This is a genomic window from Dyella soli, assembly GCF_054482295.1.
The window spans coordinates 29,953-49,874 of the sequence record NZ_JBTFFU010000004.1; the positions used below are offsets into that span (position 1 = coordinate 29,953).

Genomic DNA, 19,922 nt, shown 5'->3' on the forward strand with positions numbered 1-19,922 from the left:
ATGGCGCCGCTTGCTCGCCTCACCCTGGCTTGTTCCCTACAATGCGCGCAATGCCAGGCATGCCGCGCCCCTCTTTCACACGCTCCCTGCTCTCACCGCTGCACTGGCCGGCCTGGCTCGGCGCAGGGGTGATCTGGCTGATTGCGCGCCTGCCCCGCCCGCTCCTGATGGGCCTGGGGCGCCTGCTGGGGGCACTGATTCAACGCGTGCCTTCGCCACGCCGGCACATCGCCGAGGTCAACATCGCCCTGTGCTTTCCCTCGCTCGGCAAGGCCCAACAGGCCGCGCTGGTGGATGCACACCTGCGCGACATCGGGCTGATGCTGGTCGAGTTCGCGCTCGGCTGGATGGGCAGCGAGCGTGCGATTGCACGCGTGCCGGTCACCGTCGAAGGCCTCGAGCACCTCGAGGCGGCGCGTGCGCAAGGCAAGGGCGTGCTGCTGGTCGGCGGCCATTTTTCGCACCTGGAACTGTGCGCGCGGCTGGTGTCGCAGCGCATCCGCATCTCGGGCATGTACCGCCGGATGGATTCGGCCGTGTTCGAGTGGACCGTGCTGCGTGCGCGACTGGACTACGCCGATGCCATGTTCGAGAAGGACGATATCCGCGGCACGGTGAAATACCTGCGCAACGGCGGCACGCTCTGGTATGCGCCCGACCAGGACATGCGCAGCAAGGACAGCGTGTTCGTGCCGTTCTTCGGCATACCGGCGGCCACGATCACCGCGACCCATCATCTTGCACGCCTGTCCGGCGCGCTGGTGATTCCCTTCTACCATCGCCGCCTGCCGGGCAACGCCGGCTATGCGCTACGGCTGGGCGCGGCGCTGGAACATTTCCCCGGCGCCGATCCGCTGGACGACACGGCCCGCGTCAACGCGAGCATCGAGGACATGGCACGCGCCGCGCCCGAGCAATACCTGTGGGTGCACAAGCGCTTCAAGACGCGCCCGGAAGGCAGCCCGCCCGTCTATTGACGTGCGACAGGCCAGCGACAGATAGCTCATGTAAAAACGCGTCGGCGTTTTCCCCGACACGTATCAACCATGTCCCTCAGGCTGTTCCTGCGCTCCCTGCGCAAACGCCGTGACTGGCGAGGCTCGCCTCCCAAGCGACTCGCCGCCGGCCTCAAGTATGTTGCACGAAGCATCGGCATGGCGCGGCGCCAGTCGGCGTGGCTGCAAGACCTGTACGGATCGCCCCGGCTGCAGCAGGTGCTCGTCCGCGATCCGCGACTGCACGAGCGCTGGCACCACCACTACATCAACCGCCGGCTAGGTCGTGCGCAACGGATGACGGTCATCCGCAGCCACTATCGCTTCGTGTTCGGCCAGTTGCCCGCCTCGATGGTCGACGCGGTCTATCTCGATGGCCGCTTTCCGCTTGGCGTGCTGGCCCTCAAGGACGGCAGCGAGCTGATGCTCGAGCTGCGCCGCCCGACCGGCCGCAGCCGCGAAGGCGAACTGGCGTTGTGCCTCGCCAATGCGGTGGGGCAGTTGCTGTCATCGGCCACCTTCAGCGTCACCGACGAGGGTCGCACGCTGCTCATCGGCTGCATCCAGGGCGCGGCCGCCGAACTGGGACGCGATGCCGTCCGCGACCTCACCAAGCAATGCTACGGCCTGCGGCCCAAGAACCTTCTGTTCTCGCTGCTGCTGGCGTTCGGTTCCTTCGCAGGAACCCGCCAGATCCGCGGCGTCAGCAACCTGGCGCATCCGTTCGCCGGTGAAGCCGACAAGATCAAGGCGGACTACGACAGCTTCTGGGAGGAGTGCCAGGGCGTGCTGCAGTCCGACGGGTTCTATGCGCTGCCGAGCGTCGAGCCGGAGCGCGACGAGGCCCAGGTGGAAAGCAAGCACCGCTCCGCCTTCCGTCGCCGTGAGTCGCTGCGCCGCGAGGCCTGCGAGCACCTGCTTGCGGCACTGCAGGCGCCGCCACCCGCGTGGCCGCAGGCAGCCTGAGCCGCCGGCGCCTCAGCGGCCCGCGCGTCGTTGCTGCTCGCGGGCCTCGTGCAGCTTGGCGTACTTGAGGAAGGCGTAGAACGCACCGGTCACGCTGGCGATGAAGCCGGCCCAGCCGTTGAGGAAATAGCGCTTGCCGATGTACTGGCGCAGGAAGAACAACGGCGGGTAGAACACCATGCGCAAACCTGTGAAGCGCTGCCGCTTGCGCAGCTTGTAGGCCACCATGCCGGTGGTGTAGCGGTTGATCTTCTCCACGCGGGTGGCGATGTCGCCGTCGCCGTTGTTGACGAAATCCGCGCGCCACAAAGTCCTGACGGGGCCACGCACTTCGACCGCGGCATGCACGTCGACATCGTTCATGCCGCCGCGCCGCCGGTCGAACAGTCGCAGGTGACCGTTGCGCCAGCTCAGGCGGTGCTGCACGGTCCAGAACATCCGCTCGCGCCGGGGCAGGCGGAAGCCGGCATGGCGGGGCTGCACCAGCACGCGCTCGATGATGCCGCGCGTTCCCGGCGAGAGGATCTCGTCAGCGTCGAGGTTGAGGATCCAGTCGTGGCTGGCCATGTCGCAGGCGCGCTGTTTCTGCGGGCCGTAGTCGTCGAACGGGTGTACCGCCACGCGTGCGCCATGCCGCCTGGCGATGGCCACGGTGTCGTCGGTGGAACCCGAATCGAGCACGACGATTTCCTCCGCCCAGTCGACTTCGCTCAGGCACGCGTCGAGCGTGTCGGCATTGTTGTAGGTGATCAGCACCACCGACAGCGGCTCGCGCGTCATGGCGTCTCCCCGTCTTGCGCGGTCGGCAGCACGAACAACGCCGCGCACCACAGCCCGAGCAACCAGGCGAACAACAGGCCCCACCAGGCCGAATAGAAGGCCAGGTGCGTGTTGAGCGGGAACAGCATGACGCCCAGCGCCAGCGTCACCGGGAACGCGCGTGCGCGCACCGCTGCGTCGGCACGCCGCCACGCGGCGATGGCCAGGCCGATGGCCGCGAGCCAGAGCAGCAGCCCGAGCGTGCCGGTTTCGGTGAGCACTTCGAGCACCCATTGGTGGGCATGGCATGCGCCCTGGCCCACGCCGCAGGGCTCGTCGGTCATGAAGTGGTCGTTGGCGGGCGCGAACGCCGGGTAAGCATGCCGATACGCCCGCACACCGACGCCATTGACCGGGTGTGCCTTGAACATGGCGATGCTGGTGCGCCAGATGTCCAGTCGCCCGGTGAGCGCGGTGTCGAGCGACTGGCCGGAGCCCGGCAAGGCCTGCAGCGTGCGTTCCATGCGCAGGTGAAAGCGCTCGGACGTCTTCCAGGCCACGCCACCGGCCAGCGCCAGCAGCACTAGGCCAAAGCCGCTGGCGGCCACGAAGCGCCCGGTGGACGGCGAGACCCGCCACGCGACACCCAGCGCGGCGAGCGCGTAGCACAGCCACGATGCGCGCGAGCCCGACAGCAGCACCGGTCCCAGCAGCAGCACGAACGCCAGCAGCAGGCCCTTGCCGCCCCAGCGACGGTGCGCCGTCCACAGCACGAACGGCGACAGCACGGACAGCGTCGGGCCGAGCTTGAGATTGCCCGCACCGAAAATCCCCGAGATGCGCTCAGGTTCGGCGTGCCCGCCCAGGCTCCAGCCGGTCAGCGCCTGCACCCAGGCGTCGAGCGCCCAGGCGACCAGCACCACGGCGACGGCGAGATACAGCGCATCGAGCCTTTGTTCGCGCCGGATCGCAAAGCAGGCGTAGAGACCCAGCGGGACATAGCGCAGCAGCCCGGCCACGGTGGACCAGCTGGTGCCCGGCGCCAGCGAGTCGATCGCCGACAGCAGCGCCGCGCCCACGTAGGCGGCCAGCAGCCACAACAGCAGGCGCGCACCGGGATGTTCGCGCAACGCCGCCGGGTGGCGTGCAAACAGCAGCACCACGCCGAGCAGGCACAGGAAGGTTCCCAGTTCCGAGCTGCGCCCGAATGGCAGCAAGGCGATCACCAGCCAGAACGGCAGCACGGGCGAACGCAGGGCGGACTTCAGGGCATCGGCGATTGAACGCATGCAGACAGGCTTTGGCGGGCGGCCCACGCATTGTAGGTGAGCCACCTGCCGTTCCGGGCGCGCAGGCTCAGGCCGTCAGCTCGTCGTAGAGGGCCAGGGTAGCCTGCTGCATGTCGGTCAGCCGATAGCTCTGCAGCATCGGAATGGGCGGCGCCACGCGCAGCAGCTCCGCGGCACGCTCGACCAGGCGCTCGCGATCGGCGGGCGGCACGCGCCCGGCCGGATACAGCTCGGCCAGCAGTTCGCCGACGCCGCCATGCGCATAGCCCAGGACCGGGCGGCACAGCGACAAGGCCTCGATCACCGTGCGACCGAACGATTCGGGCTTGTTCGACAGCTGCAGGACCAGGGACGAGATCGCGTAAATGTCGCGCACATCGCCACGGGGTGGCGTCAGCACGACCTGCGACTCGACCCCCCGCTCGCGGATCAGTGCGCGCAGCTCTGACACGTACGCCTCGCGGCCCGGCTCGATCACGCCGAGCAGGATCAGGCGCACGTCGATGCCGCGCCGCTTGAGTTCGGCCACCAGCTCGATGGCGTCATGGTGACCCTTCAGCCGCGTGCCGCGGCCGGGCAAGGTCAGCAAGGGCGCGCCGGCCAGGCTGGGGAACTCGGCGAAAAAAGCCTTGCTCCAGCCATCGTCGGGGCGATGCCCGTAGGGAAACGCATCAGGATCGATGCCGCGAGGGATCACGCGCACGCGGGCCGGCTCCAGCCACGGGTAGTGGCTGAGCATGAAATCTCGCAGTGTCTGCGACACGGCGATGACCCGCTCGCCGCGCAGCAGGATCGCGCTGTAGCGGCCAGGCGAATTGAGCCCGTGCACGGTGGTCACGAAGTGCGGCGCCGGCTTGAGGCCCTTGATGGCCCACCAGCCCAGCCACGCCGGCAGGCGCGAGCGGGCGTGGACGATGTCCGGCTTGAGTTCGCGCAACAGCCGCCGCAACTCGCCCACGCGCATGAGCGTACGCAGCGACTTGCGGCCGATATCCAGGGTGATGTGGCGACTGCCTTCCGCTTCCAGCTGCGGCACCATGCGGCCACCGGCGGAGATCACGATGGACTGGTGACCCGCCTTGACCAGCGCGCGCGCGATCTCCAGCGCGGAACGCTCCGCGCCGCCCGAGTGCAGGCCGGGGATCAGCTGAACTACGGTCAGTGATCTGGCTGGGGTCGCGACTGCTGACATGATTTGTTCGAAAGGTGCCTTCATCCCTAGAGGCAAGCAGCAATCGTGCCTAAACCCGCCGTGGCGGGCATTCCACATGCATCCGGGGGGCCTGGGCTCAGTCGCGAAGGACGTAATGCGCGCCACAATAAGGACATGTGGACTCGCCACCGTCGTCCACGATGGGCAGATAGACCTTCGGATGGGAGTTCCACAGCGCCATGCCGGGCATCGGGCAGGACAGCGGAAGGTCCGCGCGCGTCACTTCATAACGATTTTCGGCATTCGCCGGGATCAACGGGGTGGCCGCAGGGGAATGCGACATGGGGGAAAACTCCATCAGGACACCGGACCAGCCATGTTAGCAGGACGGCCCGGCCCGGGAACGGCCGGCGCCGCCCTTGCCGTACGTCATAGCCCGTGAGACCGATGGGCGGACGTCCAACGCTAGGTTGAGAATCCGCACGCAGCCAGCCCGGGGCGGGGAGCCCGACACCCTCGCCGCCTTGCGCCTGTGTGCATCGATGGCCACGACCAGCACCCCGTCCGCGCCACGGACCGCGCCAGCAACCGCGGATGGAACGGCTGCCGATCCCCGGACTGCGTCCGCCCGACACGCGCTACACAAGGATCGACATGGACTTCGGAAAAATCCTCGCCCGCATCAAGGCCATCCTGCTCACGCCGAAAACCGAGTGGCCGGTGATCGCCGCGGAACCGGACACCGTCAGCGGCCTCTTCCGCGGATACATCGCCATCGTGGCGGCGCTGCCGGTCATTGCCCATTTCATCAAGGGCAGCCTGATCGGTTACAGCGGCTGGGGCATGCACTTGCACTCGCCGGTCGGCATGGGCCTGGTCGGCATGGTGGTGCACTACCTGCTGGCGCTGCTGGTGGCCTATGTGGTGGCGCTGATCGTCAACGCACTGGCGCCGACCTTCGGCGGGCAGAAGGACCCCGTGCAGGCGCTCAAGACGGTGGCCTACGCCTGGACCGCCGGCTGGATCGCCGGCATTGCCGTGATCCTTCCCTGGCTCGGCTGGCTGGTGACGCTTGCCGGCGTCATCTACGGCATCTACCTGTTTTACCTCGGCCTGCCGCACACCATGCGCTGCCCGCCCGACAAGGCCGGCGGCTATACGGCCGTGGCCATCATCATCACCATCGTGCTCAGCTGGATCGCCGCCCTGATCGTGGGTGGCATCGTCGGCACGGCCGCCCTCACCGGCACCTCGATGGGCACCATGCACATCACCGGCAGCGATGGCACGCAGGTCACGCTGGACGCCAACAGCTCGCTGGGCAAGCTGGCCGCGATGGGCGAGCAGGCGCAGCAGGCCAGCAAGGAACTGGCCGCGGCACAGAAGTCCGGCGATACCGCTGCGCAACAGGCCGCGATGGGCAAGATGGCGGGCGCGGACGGCCGCGTGCAGTCGCTGCCGCCCGACACCATCAAGGCCATGCTGCCCGACAGCCTCGGCAGCATGAAGCGGGGCGAATGGTCCGCCTCGCGCAACACCGCGATGGGCGTGCAGCTCACCACGGCCCATGCGACCTACAGCGATGACCAGGGCCACAACGTGCAGCTGGAGGTGTCCGATACGGGCAGCATGCGCGGCATGATGGCCATGGCCAGCGCGATGGCGCCGGAGTCCGAGCAGCAGACCGACCACGGCTACGAAAAGACCTATACGAACAACGGCCGCCTGGCCCACGAGGAGTGGGACACCAGCGCCAGGCGCGGCGAATACGGCGTGATCGTGGCCCAGCGTTTCTCGGTCAAGGCGTCCGGCAACGCGGACAGCATCGACCAGCTGAAGCAGGCGGTCGGCAGCGTCGACCTGGACAAGCTCGAGTCCCTCAAGAACGAAGGCGTCACCAGCCACTGAATTCCCCAGCGGACAAGAAAAAGCCCGCATCGCGATGATGCGGGCTTCTTTTTGCAGCCAGCCGACTTACTTGGTGGCTTCGACCTTCGGCACCGAAGCCTCGGTGGTGATGCGCACCTTGATCTCGTCGCTGACGTTCGGCACGTAGGCGCCGACGCCGAAATCCGAACGCTTCAGGGTGGTGGTGGCGTCAAAGCCCACCGTCGCCACCTTCATCATCGGATGCTCGCCGCTCTTGTTGAGCGTGGCATCGAGCACCACCGGCTTGGTCACGCCGTGCACGGTCAGGTCGCCGGTCACCTTGAACTTGTTGCCGCCCACGGGCTGCACCTTGGTGCTCTTGAAGGTGACGGCCGGGTACTTGTCGGCGTCGAGGAAGTCCGGCTTCTTCAGGTGTTCGTCGAGCTTGCTCACGTGGGTGTCGAGGTCGGCCAGCGGCAGGGTCACGTCGACCGACGACTTGGTCGGGTCCTTGTCGTCGAACACCAGGGTGCCATCGCCCAGGCCGAGGTTGGCGCTGGGGTTGGAGAAGCCAAAGTGGTTCCAGCTGAACAGCACCTGGGTATGGCCCGGGTCCATCTTGTAGGTAACCGGGGCCGCCTGGGCGGTGGCGGCCGCGCCGATCAGGCCGGCGAGAACGAGAAAGCGGATAGCACGCATGCGTTTTATCTCCAGAAGGGGTGGGGACTGCATTAGTCGACGGCGAATGCCGTCATTTCAGGCGATCCGGCAGGCCTCGTCGAACGAGAGGCGGGGACTGCGCGGGAACAGGTCACGGCTGGCGTCGCCATAGCCGAGGTTGATGAGGAAATTGGCCTTGAAGGTGGTGCCGGCAAAGAAGGCGGCGTCCACGCCGGCGGCATCGAAGCCGGACATCGGGCCACAGTCGAGCCCGATCGCGCGCGCCGCCATGATCACGTAGGCGCCCTGCAACGAACCATTGCGGAATGCGGTGGCATCGATCAACGGCTGGTTGCCGGCGAACCAGCTGCGCGCATCGGCATGCGGGAACAAGGTCGGCAGCTTTTCGTAGAACTCGAAATCGGTGGCCACGATGGCAGTGACCGGCGCGGCCATGGTCTTGGCGCGGTTGTTGTCGGAAAGGAACGGCGACAACTTCTCCTTGGCCGCCTTCGACTTCAGGAACACCAGGCGCATCGGCGAGGAGTTCGCGCTGGTCGGACCGAACTTGGCCAGTTCGTAGAGCTCGTGCAACTGGGCGTCGGTGACCTCTTTCGGCAACCACGCGTTGAACGTACGGGCGCTGCGGAACAACTGGTCGAGGGCGGCCTCGGAAAGCATCTCGCTCATGGGTATCCTTTGGGTGGAGCAACAGTCCTACAGTGTAAGCGTGGGCGCGGGCAAACAGGACCCAGGCAAATGGAACGAACTGTGCTGTTTCGAGAAACAATGCCGCCGACGCCCCCATGACCAGGCTGCATGGCGACTGCTGGGTCATCACCGATGGCGCGGCCGGCAACCAACGGCAGGCGCTGGCCCTGGCCGAAAAGATGGGCCTGCCCATCCGTCACCTGCAGCCCGAACCGCGCGTCCCCTGGTCATGGCTGGCCCCGCGCCTGACCCTGGGCGCACGCCTGGCGCTTGCCGGCGCGCAGAGGCGGCAGTTCGAGCCGCCGTGGCCCGCGGTGGCGATCGGCTGCGGCCGGCGGTCGGCGCTTTACACACGGCTGCTGCGGCCCCTCAGTCATGGGCGCTGCTATACCGTGCAGATTCTTGATCCGCGCATCGATCCCCGCCATTGGGATGCGGTCATCGCCCCGCTGCATGACCTGCTCAAGGGCCCCAACGTGCTGCAACTGCTGGGGTCGCTCAATCCGGTGGACGACGCCTGGCTGCAGGATGGCCGCGACGCCGATCCCGCGCTGGCCACCTTGCCGCGCCCGCGCGTCGGCGTGTTGCTGGGTGGCCCGCGCAAAGGCGTGGCCTTCGATGCCAGCTACATCGATGCGCTGACGGACCGGCTGCTGGCGCAGCAACAGGCCGACGGAGGCAGCATGCTGGCGCTGGCTTCCCGGCGTACGCCCGGGCCGCTGGTCGAGCGCATGCGCCGCCGGCTTGCAGGCATTCCCGGCCTGGTCTGGTCCGGCGACAACGACGGTGGCAATCCCTATCCGGCCGTGCTGGGCTGGGCCGATCGACTGGTGGTGACGCCGGACTCGGTGAACATGCTCTCCGAAGCCTGCGCGGTCGGCTGCCCGGTGCAGACACTCGTCACCGCGCCGTTGCCCGACAAGCTCGAACGTTTCCATCGTGCGCTGCGTGAGGCAGGTCGACTGCATGCACTCGATGCGGTGCCCGCCGCGCCCGCCGCGCCCTTGCGTGAAACGACGGCCATCGCCGCGGCATTGCGCGAACGCATCGCCGCCCGGCAGGCTGGCTAGCCGGCCGGGCTGCAGGCTTGGCCTAGCTCAGAACACGAAGCCGAGTCGCTGCGTGACGCTCTGCACGCTGGCGCACAGCCGGTCCAGCTCGGCATCGCGCGGCGCGATGCGCGAGCGCAGGTCCAGCGTGCAGGCCAACGCACGATGCAGCAGTTCGGCATGGGCTTCGGCAAAGGCGCCCGCCTGGCCGCCATCGAGCAGGCCGGCGTTGCGGCAGGCTTCGATCAGGCCGGCGTTGGCGGTGATCCCGAGCAAGGCCGGATGTTCGGCGGCGTGCGCAAGCACCAGTCCCTGCAACGCAAATTCGATGTCGAGCAGCCCGCCCGCCCCCTGCTTGAGGTCGAACTGGCCGGCATCGGAGCGATCCCGTTCGGCGCGCCAGCGCTGGCGCATGCTGCCCACTTCCTGCAGCACCGCCGCGCGGTCACGCGCCACCGCCAGCACGTCGCGGCGCACGGTCGCCAGTTCGGCGTGCAGCGCCGCATCGCCGGCCACGGGTCGCGCGCGCAACAGCGCCTGGTGCTCCCAGGTCCAGGCGCGGCTCTTCTGATAGGCGTCGAACGACTCCAGGCTGCTTACCAGCAGGCCCTTCGAACCGTCCGGACGCAGCCGCGTATCCACCTCGTAGAGGCGGCCTGCGCGCGTCAGCACGGTGAGCCAGTTCATCACGCGCTGGGCCAGCCGCTGGTACCAGCGCGAACCTTCCAGCGGCCGCGCCCCGTCACTCATCGCGTGCGCGCGCCTGCCGTCATAGACGAACACCAGGTCGAGGTCGGAGGCAAAACCCAGCTCTTCGCCACCCAGGCTGCCATAGCCCAGCACCGCAAAGCCGGTGCCTTCGCCCGGCAGGCGGCCGTGTTGCGCGACCAGCTCACGCTCCGCCAGCGCAGTCACCGCAACCACGATGGACTCGGCCAGCACCGCCAGTCGCCGCGCGGTGGCGACGGCATCGGCGCGACCATCGTTGAAGGCCAGGCCCAGGCGGAACGCCACGCTGGCCTTGAACTCGTTGATGCGCTCCAGCTCCGCCTCGGCCTCGCGCTCATCCAGCGTCGCCAGCACGCGGGCGATCTCGGCACTGATGTCGGCGCGCTTGAGCGGCAGCTGATCGATGCGCGGGTCGAGCACGTCGTCCAGCAGCAGCGGCTGCGCGATCACGCGCTCGGCGAGGAAGGCGCTCTCCGCGAACAGTCGCGCCAGCCGCAGGCGCGCGGCGGGCTGTTCCTCCAGCAAAGCCAGATACGACGAACGCCGGGCCACCGCCTGCACCAGCCGGCACAGGCGCAGCAGGCAGGCCACCGGCGCGGCGCTGTTGCGCGCGACCGCCAGCAACTGCGGCATCAGGCGATCCAGCTGCTCGCGCGAACGCTGTGGCATGGCGCGCACCGCGGCCGCCTGGGTCAGCTTCTGCAGCGCTTCGGCGGCTTCCAGGCCAGGCGCGAAACCCGAGGCGGTCATCAGGCCGGCGTCGAGCGTTTCGACGCAGGCGTGCCGCCACAGCGCCACGTCCGCCAGCGGCGCCGATGCCGTGCGACCGCCCTGGGGCATCAGGACTTCCGCGAATTCCTCGCTGACGTTCGCGCGATGCTTGGCCAGCTCGGCCGCCAGTTCGTCCCACGACGCATGGCCGAGCCCAAGCGCGATGCGCTCGCGGCTGAGCGCGTCGCCGGGAATGTCGTGCGTCTGCGCATCGCGCAGCATCTGCACCCGGTTCTCCACGCGGCGCAGGAACACGTAGGCCTCGCGCAACGCCTTGGCCCGAGCCGCGCTGATATGCCCGCGCGCCTCGCAGGCGGTAAGCGCCGGCAACAGGCCGCGCACGCGCAGGCTCGGTTCGCGTCCGCCGCGGATCAGCTGCATGAGTTGCACGACGAACTCGATCTCGCGGATGCCACCCGGGCCCAGCTTGAGGTTGTCGGCAAGATCCTTGCGCGCCACTTCGGCATCGATCAGCGCTTTCATCTCGCGCAGGCCGGCGAATGCGGTGTAGTCGAGATACTTGCGGTACACGAACGGCCGCAGCAGTTCCTGCAGCTGCTTGCCGGCATGGCGGTCGCCCGCCACCGCGCGCGCCTTGATCCAGGCGTAGCGCTCCCAGTCGCGGCCTTCGCTCTGGTAGTACTGCTCCATCGCCGAAAACGGCAAGGCCAGCCGGCCGGCATTGCCGAACGGACGCAGGCGCAGGTCGACGCGCGCGCAGATGCCGTCGACCGTGGGTTCGTTGAGCAGGCGCACCAGCTGGCGCGCCAGTCGCACGAAATATTCGCTGTTGTCGAGCGAGCGCGCACCGTCGCTCTGGCCGCCATGCGGGTAAGCCAGCACCAGGTCGATGTCGGAGGAGAAGTTCAGCTCGCTGCCGCCCAGCTTGCCAAACCCGACCACCAGCATGCGCTGCAGCACGCCGTCGTGGCTGCGGCTGTGGCCGTAACGCCTGGCCATGGCGCGCTCGGACCAGGCCAGCGCGGCGCCAAGCAGCGCTTCGTACAGCACGCTGGTGGCCGACAGCGTCTCGGGCAATTCATCGAGGCCATTGACGTCGCGGAACACCAGCCGCAACGCCTCTGCATGACGAAACCGGCGCAGCTCGGTCAGGCACGACTCCTCGTCGTCGGCCAAGCGCAGCGCATCGATGCGCGCACTGGCATCGCTGCCCGAGCGCAGGCGCTCGAGCCCCTGGGGCGCCAGCCAGCCGGGCTGGCGGAACCAGGTGTCAAAGGCGAAATCACTGGCGAGCAAGGTGCTGCGGATGCGCTCGGCCACGCCCGCATCGTCGTGCAGGGGCACGCCGGCGATGCGGCAGCGGGCAACCAGTTCGCCGTAGCGGTCGTCGATCAGCGCACGCAGCGCCGGGGATTCCATGGCAGGCATCGTCCCATTGTGCCGCACCACGACCACGAATGCCGAGCCGGCCCCGCGCTCCACGCCTCGCCGCCACCCCGGGGCGCGCGGTCCGGCGCGCCACGGCGACCTGCCGGAGAGACCAGCACTACAGGGACGCTGCGGGCAGCCACGCCGACCCATGGACCGGATGGACGTCCAAACAAATCGAGAAAGGCTGCCGCACGCCACGGAAAGCAAGTGGGCTGGAACACGTTTTCTGCTGGCCGCGCAGCGAAAATTCAGCGTGCTGTCTGCCGGCTAAAGCAGGCCGGATTGGTTCAGCTTCGGTATGGCCGAGCACGTCTAGCGTTGATCCCAGCCACGAAGCAACGCCTTCGCGGCATACCCCCACTGGAGATTGGCCACATGCGTAAGACCCTGCTTGCCGCCCTCATCGTCACCGCCGCTTCCGTCCTGACTGTGCCTGCCTTTGCGCAGGACGCTGCCGCAGCGGCCAAGGTCTCGGCCAGTGCGAACACCGCGGCGGCTCAGGACGCCGCCGGCAAGACCGTCGACCAGACGGCTGCCATGAGCAGCAAGGCGGCCGATTCGGCCGTCGGCACCACCGAGAAGACCGCCGCCAAGGCGACCACCGGCACCACGCACGCGGCTCACAAGGCCACCACGCACAAGGCCAAGGTCAAGGCCGATACCAAGGTCGAAGCTGGCGCACAGACCGGCGGCTAAGCGGTACTCGACTTGCGCAACAAGGCCCCGGGGAAACCCGGGGCTTTTTTGTTGGTGCTTCGGAAATCGCGGTTGCCGGAAAGCAGGTCGCTGCGGCGCGTGCGGACAGGCACGAAGGTTTCGTTGAAGACGCCGGCCATCAGCCGGTGTGCAGGCCGGTTCTTCACGTCAGGCGCCAGCGCGCCGGCCTAGTAATTTTACGGTTCCGCTTTGCGGCCTACAGGCGTCAAATTGAGTTCCGGCCATCCGGCCACCACGCCATCGGCAACGCCTTGCCCCGATCGGAGGCCACCATGTCCACGGCATCAGAGCAGCAGACTTCCGCCGCCAAGGCGCCTCGCGCAGGCCGTGGCGGCCCGCGCCACCGCGGTAATGGCGGCAAGCACGCCGCGGTCGAGGGCACGAACGATCTGCTGTCGCAGGAGTCGCTGCACCTGATCGTCGAAGACCGGCAGGCGATGGCCAAGGTGATCCGGGAAAAGTGCTCGCGCAAGGACCAGGCGAACTGGAAGTCCGGCAAGGGACGCACCGACCCGATCGACATCCTGGTCGAAACATCCAAAGGTCGCATCGAGTCGCTGGTGCCGATTCGCTATGGCCGCATGATGCAGTCGCCGTTCGCCTTCTACCGCGGGGCGGCGGCCATCATGGCCGGCGACCTGCACACCACGCCACGCACAGGCATCGACGTGCAGATCTGCGGCGATGCCCACCTGGTGAATTACGGCGGTTTCGCCACGCCCGAGCGCAAGCTGGTGTTCGACATCAACGACTTCGACGAAACCACGATCGGGCCATGGGAGTGGGACGTGAAGCGACTGTGCGCCAGCCTCGTGGTGGCCGCGCAGGCAAACGGCTTCTCCGACGATGATGCACGCGACGCCGCATGGAGCGCCGCTTCGGCCTACCGGGACCACATGGAGGAGTACGCCTCGATGCCGCTGCTCGAGGCCTGGTACGACCACATCAACCTGCAGGACGTCATCGACCGCATGGAAGACAAGCAGATGAAAAAGCTTGCCACCAAGAGCGTCAGGAAGGCGATGGAATACACGGCGCACACCAAAGAGTTCGTCAAGTTGACGGTGGCCGGCGGTTCGCCGCCGCGCATCCAGGACGAGCCGCCGCTGATCTATCACGACCTCAAGGTTGGGTCCGAGGTTTCCCCGGAAGAACGGCTCAAGGCCTTCGCGGACTATCGCGAATCGCTGGCGCCAGAGCGAAGGGTGCTGCTCGATCGCTTCGTTCCCATGGACTCGGCCGTCAAGGTCGTCGGCGTCGGCAGCGTCGGCACCTACTGCGGCATCATTCTGCTCGTATCGGGCAGCGGCGATCCGCTGTTCCTGCAGTTCAAGGAAGCACGGGCTTCCGTCATTGCCCCCTTCGTCGGCAAGACCAGGTTTTCGCACCAGGGTGAGCGCGTGGTGGTCGGGCAGCGCCTGATGCAGGCCGCCAGCGACATGTTCCTGGGCTGGACGCAGGGACCGAAGCGCCACTTCTATGTGCGGCAACTGCGCGATGCCAAGGTGTCGCCCCAGGTCGAGCTGATGACTCCGTCGAACCTCCGGCGCTACGGGAGCCTGTGCGCCCACACGCTGGCGCGCGCCCATGCGCGATCCGGCGACGCCGTGCTGCTCGCGGCCTACCTGGGCAAGAGCGACGCCTTCGCCGATGCCATCGCCACTTTCTCGGTGGCCTATGCCAGGCAGAACGAACGCGATCACGCGGCGCTGGTGGCGGCGGCAAGGGCGGGACGCATCGACGCGGCGTCGATTCAATGAGCGCGCAGCTGCGTTGCCGGGCCTGACCGACGCGGCAGCGCGCTGGCCGTGCCCACGCCGGCACCATGCGCGGACGGGCAAAAGAAAACCCCGCGCGAGGCGGGGTTTTCTTCGTAGCGAGGCTGGGAGAGCCGGACTTAGAAGTCCATGCCGCCCATGCCACCCATGCCGCCCGGCGCACCGTGCGAATGGCCTTCGTCCTTCTTCGGCACTTCGGTCACGGCCGCTTCGGTCGTGATGATCGAGCCAGCCACCGAGGCAGCGAACTGCAGGGCCGAACGGGTCACCTTGGTCGGGTCCAGGATGCCGAAGGCGATCATGTCGCCGAACTCGCCGGTGGCCGCGTTGTAACCGAAGTTGCCGTTGCCTTCCTTCACCTTGTTGAGGATGACGGACGGCTCGTCGCCGGCGTTGGCCACGATGGCGCGCAGCGGGGCTTCCAGCGCACGACGAGTGATGGCGATGCCCAGGTCCTGGTCGGTGTTCTGACCCTTCAGGCCTTCCAGCGCCTTCAGCGAACGGATCAGCGCCACGCCACCGCCCGGTACCACGCCTTCTTCAACGGCCGCACGGGTGGCGTGCAGGGCGTCTTCGACGCGGGCCTTCTTTTCCTTCATCTCGACTTCGGTAGCGGCACCGACCTTGATGACGGCCACGCCGCCAGCCAGCTTGGCCACGCGCTCCTGCAGCTTCTCGCGGTCATAGTCCGAAGAGGTCTCTTCGATCTGCGCCTTGATCTGGCCGATGCGCGACTGGATGCGCTCGGCTTCACCGGCACCGTCGATGATGGTGGTGTTTTCCTTGGTGATCACCACGCGCTTGGCGCGGCCCAGGTCGGTGATGGTGGCCTTCTCAAGGGCCAGGCCCACTTCCTCGGAGATCACCACGCCATTGGTGAGGATGGCGATGTCTTCCAGGATGGCCTTGCGGCGGTCGCCGAAGCCCGGCGCCTTCACGGCGGCAACCTTGACGATGCCACGGATGGTGTTGACCACGAGGGTGGCCAGCGCTTCGCCTTCCACTTCCTCGGCGACGATCAGCAGCGGCTTGCCGGCCTTGGCGACGGCTTCCAGCACCGGCAGCAGCTCGCGGACGTTGGAGACCTTCTTGTCGTGGATGAGGATGAACGGGTCGTCCAGTTCAACCTGCTGCGACTGCTGGTTGTTGATGAAGTACGGCGACAGGTAGCCGCGGTCGAACTGCATGCCTTCGACGACGTCGAGTTCGTTCTCGAGACCCGAACCTTCCTCGACCGTGATCACGCCTTCCTTGCCGACCTTCTTCATCGCGGTGGCGATGATGTCGCCGATGTTGGCGTCGGAGTTGGCCGAGATCGTGCCGACCTGGGCAATCGCCTTGTCGTCAGCGGTCGGGTTGGAGAGCTTCTTCAGCTCGCCCACGGCGGTGGACACGGCCAGGTCGATGCCGCGCTTGAGGTCCATCGGGTTCATGCCGGCGGCCACGGCTTTGAGGCCTTCCTGGATGAACGCCTGGGCCAGCACGGTCGCCGTGGTGGTGCCGTCGCCGGCGACGTCGGAAGTCTTGGACGCGGCTTCCTTGACGATCTGGGCGCCGATGTTCTCGTACTTGTCGGCCAGTTCGATTTCCTTGGCGACGGACACGCCGTCCTTGGTCACCGTCGGGGCGCCGAAGCTCTTCTCGATCACTACGTTGCGGCCCTTCGGACCCAGGGTGACCTTGACCGCATTGGCCAGGGTGTTGACACCCTTGAGCATGCGTGCGCGTACGTCTTCGCCGAAGCGGACTTCTTTAGCTGCCATAATTTTTTTGCCTCAAAAAAATTGAATAGGAATGGGGACGCTGGCGACAGGGCTTCTACAAAGCGCGGATCTCGCGCTAGACCCCGTCAAGCCAATCAGCCTTCGATAACCGCAACGATGTCGTCTTCCTTCAGGAAGACCAGCTCTTCGCCGTCGATCTTGATTTCCTGGCCGGCGTACTTGCCAAACAGCACCACGTCGCCTTCCTTCAGCGACATCGGGCGCACATTGCCGTCTTCCAGGATGCGGCCGGTGCCGGCAGCGATGACCTTGCCGCGGGTCGGCTTTTCGGTGGCGCTGTCGGGAATGACGATGCCGCCAGCGGAGACGCGCTCTTCTTCGAGACGCTTGACGATGACGCGATCGTGCAGCGGACGCAGTTTGCTCATGGGTGGGCTCCAGCTTGGTTGAATGGGTTGAACGAAAGTGGGACCCCGGAGCGACGCCTGTGCTGGCGCTTGTTAGCACTCCCCGGAGGTGAGTGCCAATTCTAACGACGCAAAGCCCCCCTGCAAGAGGCGCCGGTCCGATGGCTGAGTCCTGCAATGGGGGAAGCGCCGGGGGCTTTCAAGGGTCGGGCCCGTGAAATCGGCGGTCCGGGGACCCGACGACCACCCGGGAAACCCGCATGGGCGGCCACCCCGGCGAAGGCCGGCGGGCCGGGCCTCCGCCAGAGGCTGGACATGGCGCGACCTGCCGGCCCGGGTTTTGCCAGCCCGGCAGTCGGGCTAGTCTGCCGCCCATGCCCGACACCGTCCTGCTCTGCTATTGCACCTGCCCCGATGCCGCCAGCGCGCAGGCCCTGGCCCAAGCCCTGGTCGGCGAAGGGCTGGCCGCCTGCGTCAACCACCTGCCGGGGATCCGCTCCACCTATCGCTGGCAGGGCGAGGTGACCTGCGACAGCGAGGACTTGCTGCTGATCAAGACCACTGCGGGCCGTTTCGACGCGCTGCGGGAGCGGGTGCTGGCCCTGCATCCGTACGACCTGCCGGAACTGATCGCGGTGCCCGTGGCGCAGGGCCACGAGGCCTACCTGGACTGGGTGCGCGGCGAAGGCTGAGCCGGTACCGGCGTCCTCAACAGGCGTCCAAGCGCCTGCGTGGCCTCGTCCATGCGCGCGGCCGGCAGCGTGCCCAGGCCGAACACCAGCCCGTTGGGGGCGGTCGCGCCGATCGCATAGCCGGACAGCGCCTCGATGCGCATGTCCTGCGCCAGCGCGCGTTGCACCAGGGCGCCGGCATCCAGTTCGGGTGGCAGCAGCGCAGCCACGTGCAAGCCGGCATCGGAACCCTGCAGCGCCAGCCATTCGCCCGCATGTCGAACCAGGCCATCGATGAGGGCCTCGCGGCGCTCGGCATAGATACGCCGCATCTTGCGCACATGGCGGGCAAGGTGGCCTTCGGCGATGAACGAGGCCAGCGTGTCCTGCGCCAGCACGTCGGCGTGCCAGTCGCAGACCTGCCGCGCCTGCACCAGCGCCGCCAACGCCCACGGCGGCGCCACCGCGTAGCCCAGCCGGAGCGCAGGAAACAGGCTCTTGGAGAAGGTACCCACGTAGAACACGAGGCCATCGCGATCCAGCGTCTGCAGCGCATCCAGCGGGCGGTCGCCGTAGCGGAACTCGCCGTCGTAGTCGTCCTCGATGATCACCGCTCCGTGGCGACGCGCGAAGTCGAGCAGGGCCATGCGCCGCGCCGGCGACATCACCATGCCCAGCGGAAACTGGTGCGAGGGCGTCACGTAGATCACGCGGGCAGTGGCGGGAAGACGCTCGACCACCAGGCCTTCCCCGTCCACCGGCACCGGCACCACGCGGGCCCCGGCCGCCGCGAAGGCGGCGCGCAGCGGCGGATAGCCGGGGTCCTCCACCGCGACGACCGTGCGCCCCGGCGTGACCAGGATCCGCGCCAGCAGATCGAAGGCCTGCTGCGCGCCGTTGCAAACCACCACATCGTCGGCGCCGCAGGTCACCGCGCGCGCAAAGGACACATGCCCGGCGATGGCCTCGCGCAGCGCGCGCCGACCGGCCGGCGCGGGATAGCCGGCCGCCTTGCGCGACAGGTTGCGCAGGGCGCGCGCCGCCAGCCGGCGCCAGACGTCGAAGGGAAAACGCGAGGCATCCGGGAAACCCACCCGCAGGTCGTGGCGGAAAGAGGCCGGCGCGCTGGTGCGCACCGGCATCACCGCATGCCGCCACGGCGGGGCCAGCCGCCGGTCGCCGTCGGCACCGCGGACCACCCTCGCCTCCTGGCGGGCGAGCCCTGAGCTCACCAGGTAACCCGCGCCTTGCCGCGCGGACACGTAGCCCTCGCTGAGCAGCCGGTCGTAGGCAGCCACCACGGTGTTGCGCGAGAGACCCAGCGAAGCGGCCAGCCCGCGGGTCGACGGCAGGCCCTGGCCGCCGGCCAGCCGCCCATCCAGGATGGCGGCGCGCAGTTGGCCGTGCAGCGCCTCGAGGCGGCCGCGTGAAGGAAGCTCGATGGCGAAGGCCAGCGGCTGGTCCATGAGCAGGTGCCCCGCTTGACTGGACCTAAAGAATTCACCTGATCTGGTTCTTTTTCAAGACCAGTTGAACCGCGACACTGGGCCCATCGCCACTGCCGGAGCACGTTCCATGATCGAGCTGTACTTCGCCGCCACGCCGAACGGCCTGAAGGTCAAGCTGTTCCTCGAGGAAATCGGCCTGCCCTACTTCATCACCCCGGTCAGCCTGGGCAAGGGCGAGCAGTTCCAGCCGGCCTTCCTGGCCATTTCACCGAACAACAAGATCCCGGCGATCGTGGACCACGCGCCCGCCGGCGGCGGGGCCCCCGTTACCCTGTTCGAATCGGGCGCGATCATGCTTTACCTGGCGGAGAAGGCCGGGCGCCTGATCCCGACGGACCCCCACGGCCGCACCCAGGTGCTGCAGTGGCTGTTCTGGCAGATGGCAGGCCTGGGGCCGATGGCCGGCCAGATCGGCCACTTCAATGTCTATGCGCCGGAGCCGGTGCCCTATGCGATCGACCGCTATACGCGGGAGACCGCCCGCCTCTACGGCGTGCTGGACCGCCGCCTGGCCGATCGCGAGTTCATCGCCGGGGCGTTTTCCATCGCCGATATCGCCTGCTATCCGTGGATCGTGCCGCACGAGGCGCACGGCCAGACGCTGGCGGATTTTCCGAACCTGGAGCGCTGGTTCCTGGCCATGTCGGCCCGCCCGGCCACGCAGCGCACCTATGAGGGCGTGGAAAACGCCTATGCGCCGAAGCAGGCGCTGTCGGAGGACGAGCGCCGCGTGCTGTTCGGGCAGGACAAGCGCTGAACACTGCTGACAGGTTC

Annotated in this window: 19 protein-coding genes; 8 read left to right on the forward strand and 11 right to left on the reverse strand. The window is 67.7% G+C overall.

The window, feature by feature from the left end:
• The first annotated feature begins 59 nt into the window (after positions 1-59).
• Together lpxL and ACXU4B_RS16575 are read left to right on the forward strand one after the other, a co-directional pair.
• Complete coding sequence (gene lpxL, locus ACXU4B_RS16570; RefSeq protein ID WP_240734192.1) at positions 60-977, forward strand: LpxL/LpxP family Kdo(2)-lipid IV(A) lauroyl/palmitoleoyl acyltransferase; 918 nt, start codon at positions 60-62, stop codon at positions 975-977.
• 69 nt (positions 978-1,046) lie between these two features.
• Positions 1,047-1,961 (forward strand): VirK/YbjX family protein, encoded by a 915-nt coding sequence (locus ACXU4B_RS16575; RefSeq protein WP_131413434.1) that lies wholly within the window; start codon positions 1,047-1,049, stop codon positions 1,959-1,961.
• A gap of 12 nt (positions 1,962-1,973) precedes the next feature.
• Here the strand turns inward: ACXU4B_RS16575 and ACXU4B_RS16580 are convergent, their stop codons facing one another.
• From ACXU4B_RS16580 to ACXU4B_RS16595, 4 genes are all read right to left on the reverse strand, one after another.
• Positions 1,974-2,741: a glycosyltransferase family 2 protein gene (locus ACXU4B_RS16580; RefSeq protein WP_131413432.1), complete on the reverse strand. Its 768-nt coding sequence runs from the start codon at positions 2,739-2,741 to the stop codon at positions 1,974-1,976.
• Positions 2,738-4,009 (reverse strand): O-antigen ligase family protein, encoded by a 1,272-nt coding sequence (locus ACXU4B_RS16585; RefSeq protein ID WP_131413430.1) that lies wholly within the window; start codon positions 4,007-4,009, stop codon positions 2,738-2,740. Before ACXU4B_RS16585 ends, ACXU4B_RS16580 begins: the two co-directional genes overlap by 4 nt.
• A 67-nt stretch (positions 4,010-4,076) precedes the next feature.
• Positions 4,077-5,201, reverse strand: a complete 1,125-nt coding sequence (locus tag ACXU4B_RS16590; RefSeq protein WP_131413428.1) for a glycosyltransferase — start codon at positions 5,199-5,201, stop codon at positions 4,077-4,079.
• 97 nt (positions 5,202-5,298) lie between these two features.
• Positions 5,299-5,505: a zinc-finger domain-containing protein gene (locus ACXU4B_RS16595; protein ID WP_205746628.1), complete on the reverse strand. Its 207-nt coding sequence runs from the start codon at positions 5,503-5,505 to the stop codon at positions 5,299-5,301.
• A gap of 311 nt (positions 5,506-5,816) precedes the next feature.
• Between ACXU4B_RS16595 and ACXU4B_RS16600 the strand changes: the two genes are divergently transcribed.
• The gene (locus ACXU4B_RS16600; RefSeq protein WP_131413527.1) at positions 5,817-7,070 is read left to right on the forward strand and encodes a Yip1 family protein; all 1,254 of its coding nucleotides are present in this window, start codon (positions 5,817-5,819) and stop codon (positions 7,068-7,070) included.
• Between the two features lie 66 nt (positions 7,071-7,136).
• On the opposite strand, the gene ACXU4B_RS16605 is transcribed toward ACXU4B_RS16600, so the two are convergent.
• A complete protein-coding gene (locus ACXU4B_RS16605; RefSeq protein ID WP_131413424.1) occupies positions 7,137-7,730 on the reverse strand; it encodes a YceI family protein in 594 nt (197 codons plus the stop codon).
• Positions 7,731-7,787: 57 nt separating this feature from the next.
• Entirely contained in the window at positions 7,788-8,381 is a 594-nt protein-coding gene (locus ACXU4B_RS16610; protein WP_131413422.1) for a malonic semialdehyde reductase, read from the reverse strand.
• A gap of 116 nt (positions 8,382-8,497) precedes the next feature.
• Between ACXU4B_RS16610 and ACXU4B_RS16615 the strand changes: the two genes are divergently transcribed.
• Complete coding sequence (locus ACXU4B_RS16615; protein ID WP_131413421.1) at positions 8,498-9,472, forward strand: mitochondrial fission ELM1 family protein; 975 nt, start codon at positions 8,498-8,500, stop codon at positions 9,470-9,472.
• 27 nt (positions 9,473-9,499) lie between these two features.
• On the opposite strand, the gene glnE is transcribed toward ACXU4B_RS16615, so the two are convergent.
• Positions 9,500-12,340 (reverse strand): bifunctional [glutamate--ammonia ligase]-adenylyl-L-tyrosine phosphorylase/[glutamate--ammonia-ligase] adenylyltransferase, encoded by a 2,841-nt coding sequence (glnE, locus tag ACXU4B_RS16620; protein WP_131413419.1) that lies wholly within the window; start codon positions 12,338-12,340, stop codon positions 9,500-9,502.
• Between the two features lie 378 nt (positions 12,341-12,718).
• On the opposite strand from glnE, the gene ACXU4B_RS16625 reads away from it, so the two are divergent.
• The gene (locus tag ACXU4B_RS16625) at positions 12,719-13,039 is read left to right on the forward strand and encodes a hypothetical protein (protein WP_131413417.1); all 321 of its coding nucleotides are present in this window, start codon (positions 12,719-12,721) and stop codon (positions 13,037-13,039) included.
• On the opposite strand, the gene ACXU4B_RS16630 is transcribed toward ACXU4B_RS16625, so the two are convergent.
• Positions 13,036-13,206, reverse strand: a complete 171-nt coding sequence (locus tag ACXU4B_RS16630) for a hypothetical protein (RefSeq protein WP_458910907.1) — start codon at positions 13,204-13,206, stop codon at positions 13,036-13,038. The two genes, ACXU4B_RS16625 and ACXU4B_RS16630, sit on opposite strands and share 4 nt — an antisense overlap.
• 126 nt (positions 13,207-13,332) lie before the next feature.
• Between ACXU4B_RS16630 and ACXU4B_RS16635 the strand changes: the two genes are divergently transcribed.
• A complete protein-coding gene (locus tag ACXU4B_RS16635; protein ID WP_240734191.1) occupies positions 13,333-14,820 on the forward strand; it encodes a DUF2252 domain-containing protein in 1,488 nt (495 codons plus the stop codon).
• 137 nt (positions 14,821-14,957) lie between these two features.
• Here the strand turns inward: ACXU4B_RS16635 and groL are convergent, their stop codons facing one another.
• Together groL and groES are read right to left on the reverse strand one after the other, a co-directional pair.
• Positions 14,958-16,601 carry a chaperonin GroEL gene (groL, locus tag ACXU4B_RS16640; RefSeq protein ID WP_131413415.1) on the reverse strand — a complete coding sequence of 548 codons (1,644 nt, stop codon included), beginning with the start codon at positions 16,599-16,601 and terminating at the stop codon, positions 14,958-14,960.
• Positions 16,602-16,696: 95 nt separating this feature from the next.
• The gene (gene groES, locus ACXU4B_RS16645) at positions 16,697-16,990 is read right to left on the reverse strand and encodes a co-chaperone GroES (RefSeq protein WP_049623107.1); all 294 of its coding nucleotides are present in this window, start codon (positions 16,988-16,990) and stop codon (positions 16,697-16,699) included.
• A 353-nt stretch (positions 16,991-17,343) separates the two neighbouring features.
• On the opposite strand from groES, the gene cutA reads away from it, so the two are divergent.
• Entirely contained in the window at positions 17,344-17,661 is a 318-nt protein-coding gene (gene cutA, locus ACXU4B_RS16650; RefSeq protein ID WP_131413413.1) for a divalent-cation tolerance protein CutA, read from the forward strand.
• Here cutA and pdxR read toward each other — a convergent pair.
• A complete protein-coding gene (gene pdxR / locus ACXU4B_RS16655; protein WP_131413411.1) occupies positions 17,631-19,106 on the reverse strand; it encodes a MocR-like pyridoxine biosynthesis transcription factor PdxR in 1,476 nt (491 codons plus the stop codon). The two genes, cutA and pdxR, sit on opposite strands and share 31 nt — an antisense overlap.
• A gap of 109 nt (positions 19,107-19,215) precedes the next feature.
• Between pdxR and ACXU4B_RS16660 the strand changes: the two genes are divergently transcribed.
• Complete coding sequence (locus ACXU4B_RS16660; protein ID WP_131413409.1) at positions 19,216-19,905, forward strand: glutathione S-transferase N-terminal domain-containing protein; 690 nt, start codon at positions 19,216-19,218, stop codon at positions 19,903-19,905.
• The last annotated feature ends 17 nt before the right edge of the window (positions 19,906-19,922 follow it).

What these genes read in the sequence shown, in the direction of transcription:
- groL (WP_131413415.1), bottom strand. Translation starts at nt 16,601, where the DNA reads ATGGCAGCTAAAGAAGTCCGCTTCGGCGAAGACGTACGCGCACGCATG.
- ACXU4B_RS16595 (WP_205746628.1), bottom strand. Translation starts at nt 5,505, where the DNA reads ATGTCGCATTCCCCTGCGGCCACCCCGTTGATCCCGGCGAATGCCGAA.
- pdxR (WP_131413411.1), bottom strand. Translation starts at nt 19,106, where the DNA reads ATGGACCAGCCGCTGGCCTTCGCCATCGAGCTTCCTTCACGCGGCCGC.
- ACXU4B_RS16660 (WP_131413409.1), top strand. Translation starts at nt 19,216, where the DNA reads ATGATCGAGCTGTACTTCGCCGCCACGCCGAACGGCCTGAAGGTCAAG.
- ACXU4B_RS16580 (WP_131413432.1), bottom strand. Translation starts at nt 2,741, where the DNA reads ATGACGCGCGAGCCGCTGTCGGTGGTGCTGATCACCTACAACAATGCC.
- ACXU4B_RS16610 (WP_131413422.1), bottom strand. Translation starts at nt 8,381, where the DNA reads ATGAGCGAGATGCTTTCCGAGGCCGCCCTCGACCAGTTGTTCCGCAGC.
- cutA (WP_131413413.1), top strand. Translation starts at nt 17,344, where the DNA reads ATGCCCGACACCGTCCTGCTCTGCTATTGCACCTGCCCCGATGCCGCC.
- ACXU4B_RS16575 (WP_131413434.1), top strand. Translation starts at nt 1,047, where the DNA reads ATGTCCCTCAGGCTGTTCCTGCGCTCCCTGCGCAAACGCCGTGACTGG.
- ACXU4B_RS16605 (WP_131413424.1), bottom strand. Translation starts at nt 7,730, where the DNA reads ATGCGTGCTATCCGCTTTCTCGTTCTCGCCGGCCTGATCGGCGCGGCC.
- glnE (WP_131413419.1), bottom strand. Translation starts at nt 12,340, where the DNA reads ATGCCTGCCATGGAATCCCCGGCGCTGCGTGCGCTGATCGACGACCGC.
- ACXU4B_RS16585 (WP_131413430.1), bottom strand. Translation starts at nt 4,009, where the DNA reads ATGCGTTCAATCGCCGATGCCCTGAAGTCCGCCCTGCGTTCGCCCGTG.
- ACXU4B_RS16590 (WP_131413428.1), bottom strand. Translation starts at nt 5,201, where the DNA reads ATGTCAGCAGTCGCGACCCCAGCCAGATCACTGACCGTAGTTCAGCTG.
- lpxL (WP_240734192.1), top strand. Translation starts at nt 60, where the DNA reads ATGCCGCGCCCCTCTTTCACACGCTCCCTGCTCTCACCGCTGCACTGG.
- groES (WP_049623107.1), bottom strand. Translation starts at nt 16,990, where the DNA reads ATGAGCAAACTGCGTCCGCTGCACGATCGCGTCATCGTCAAGCGTCTC.
- ACXU4B_RS16635 (WP_240734191.1), top strand. Translation starts at nt 13,333, where the DNA reads ATGTCCACGGCATCAGAGCAGCAGACTTCCGCCGCCAAGGCGCCTCGC.
- ACXU4B_RS16625 (WP_131413417.1), top strand. Translation starts at nt 12,719, where the DNA reads ATGCGTAAGACCCTGCTTGCCGCCCTCATCGTCACCGCCGCTTCCGTC.
- ACXU4B_RS16615 (WP_131413421.1), top strand. Translation starts at nt 8,498, where the DNA reads ATGACCAGGCTGCATGGCGACTGCTGGGTCATCACCGATGGCGCGGCC.
- ACXU4B_RS16600 (WP_131413527.1), top strand. Translation starts at nt 5,817, where the DNA reads ATGGACTTCGGAAAAATCCTCGCCCGCATCAAGGCCATCCTGCTCACG.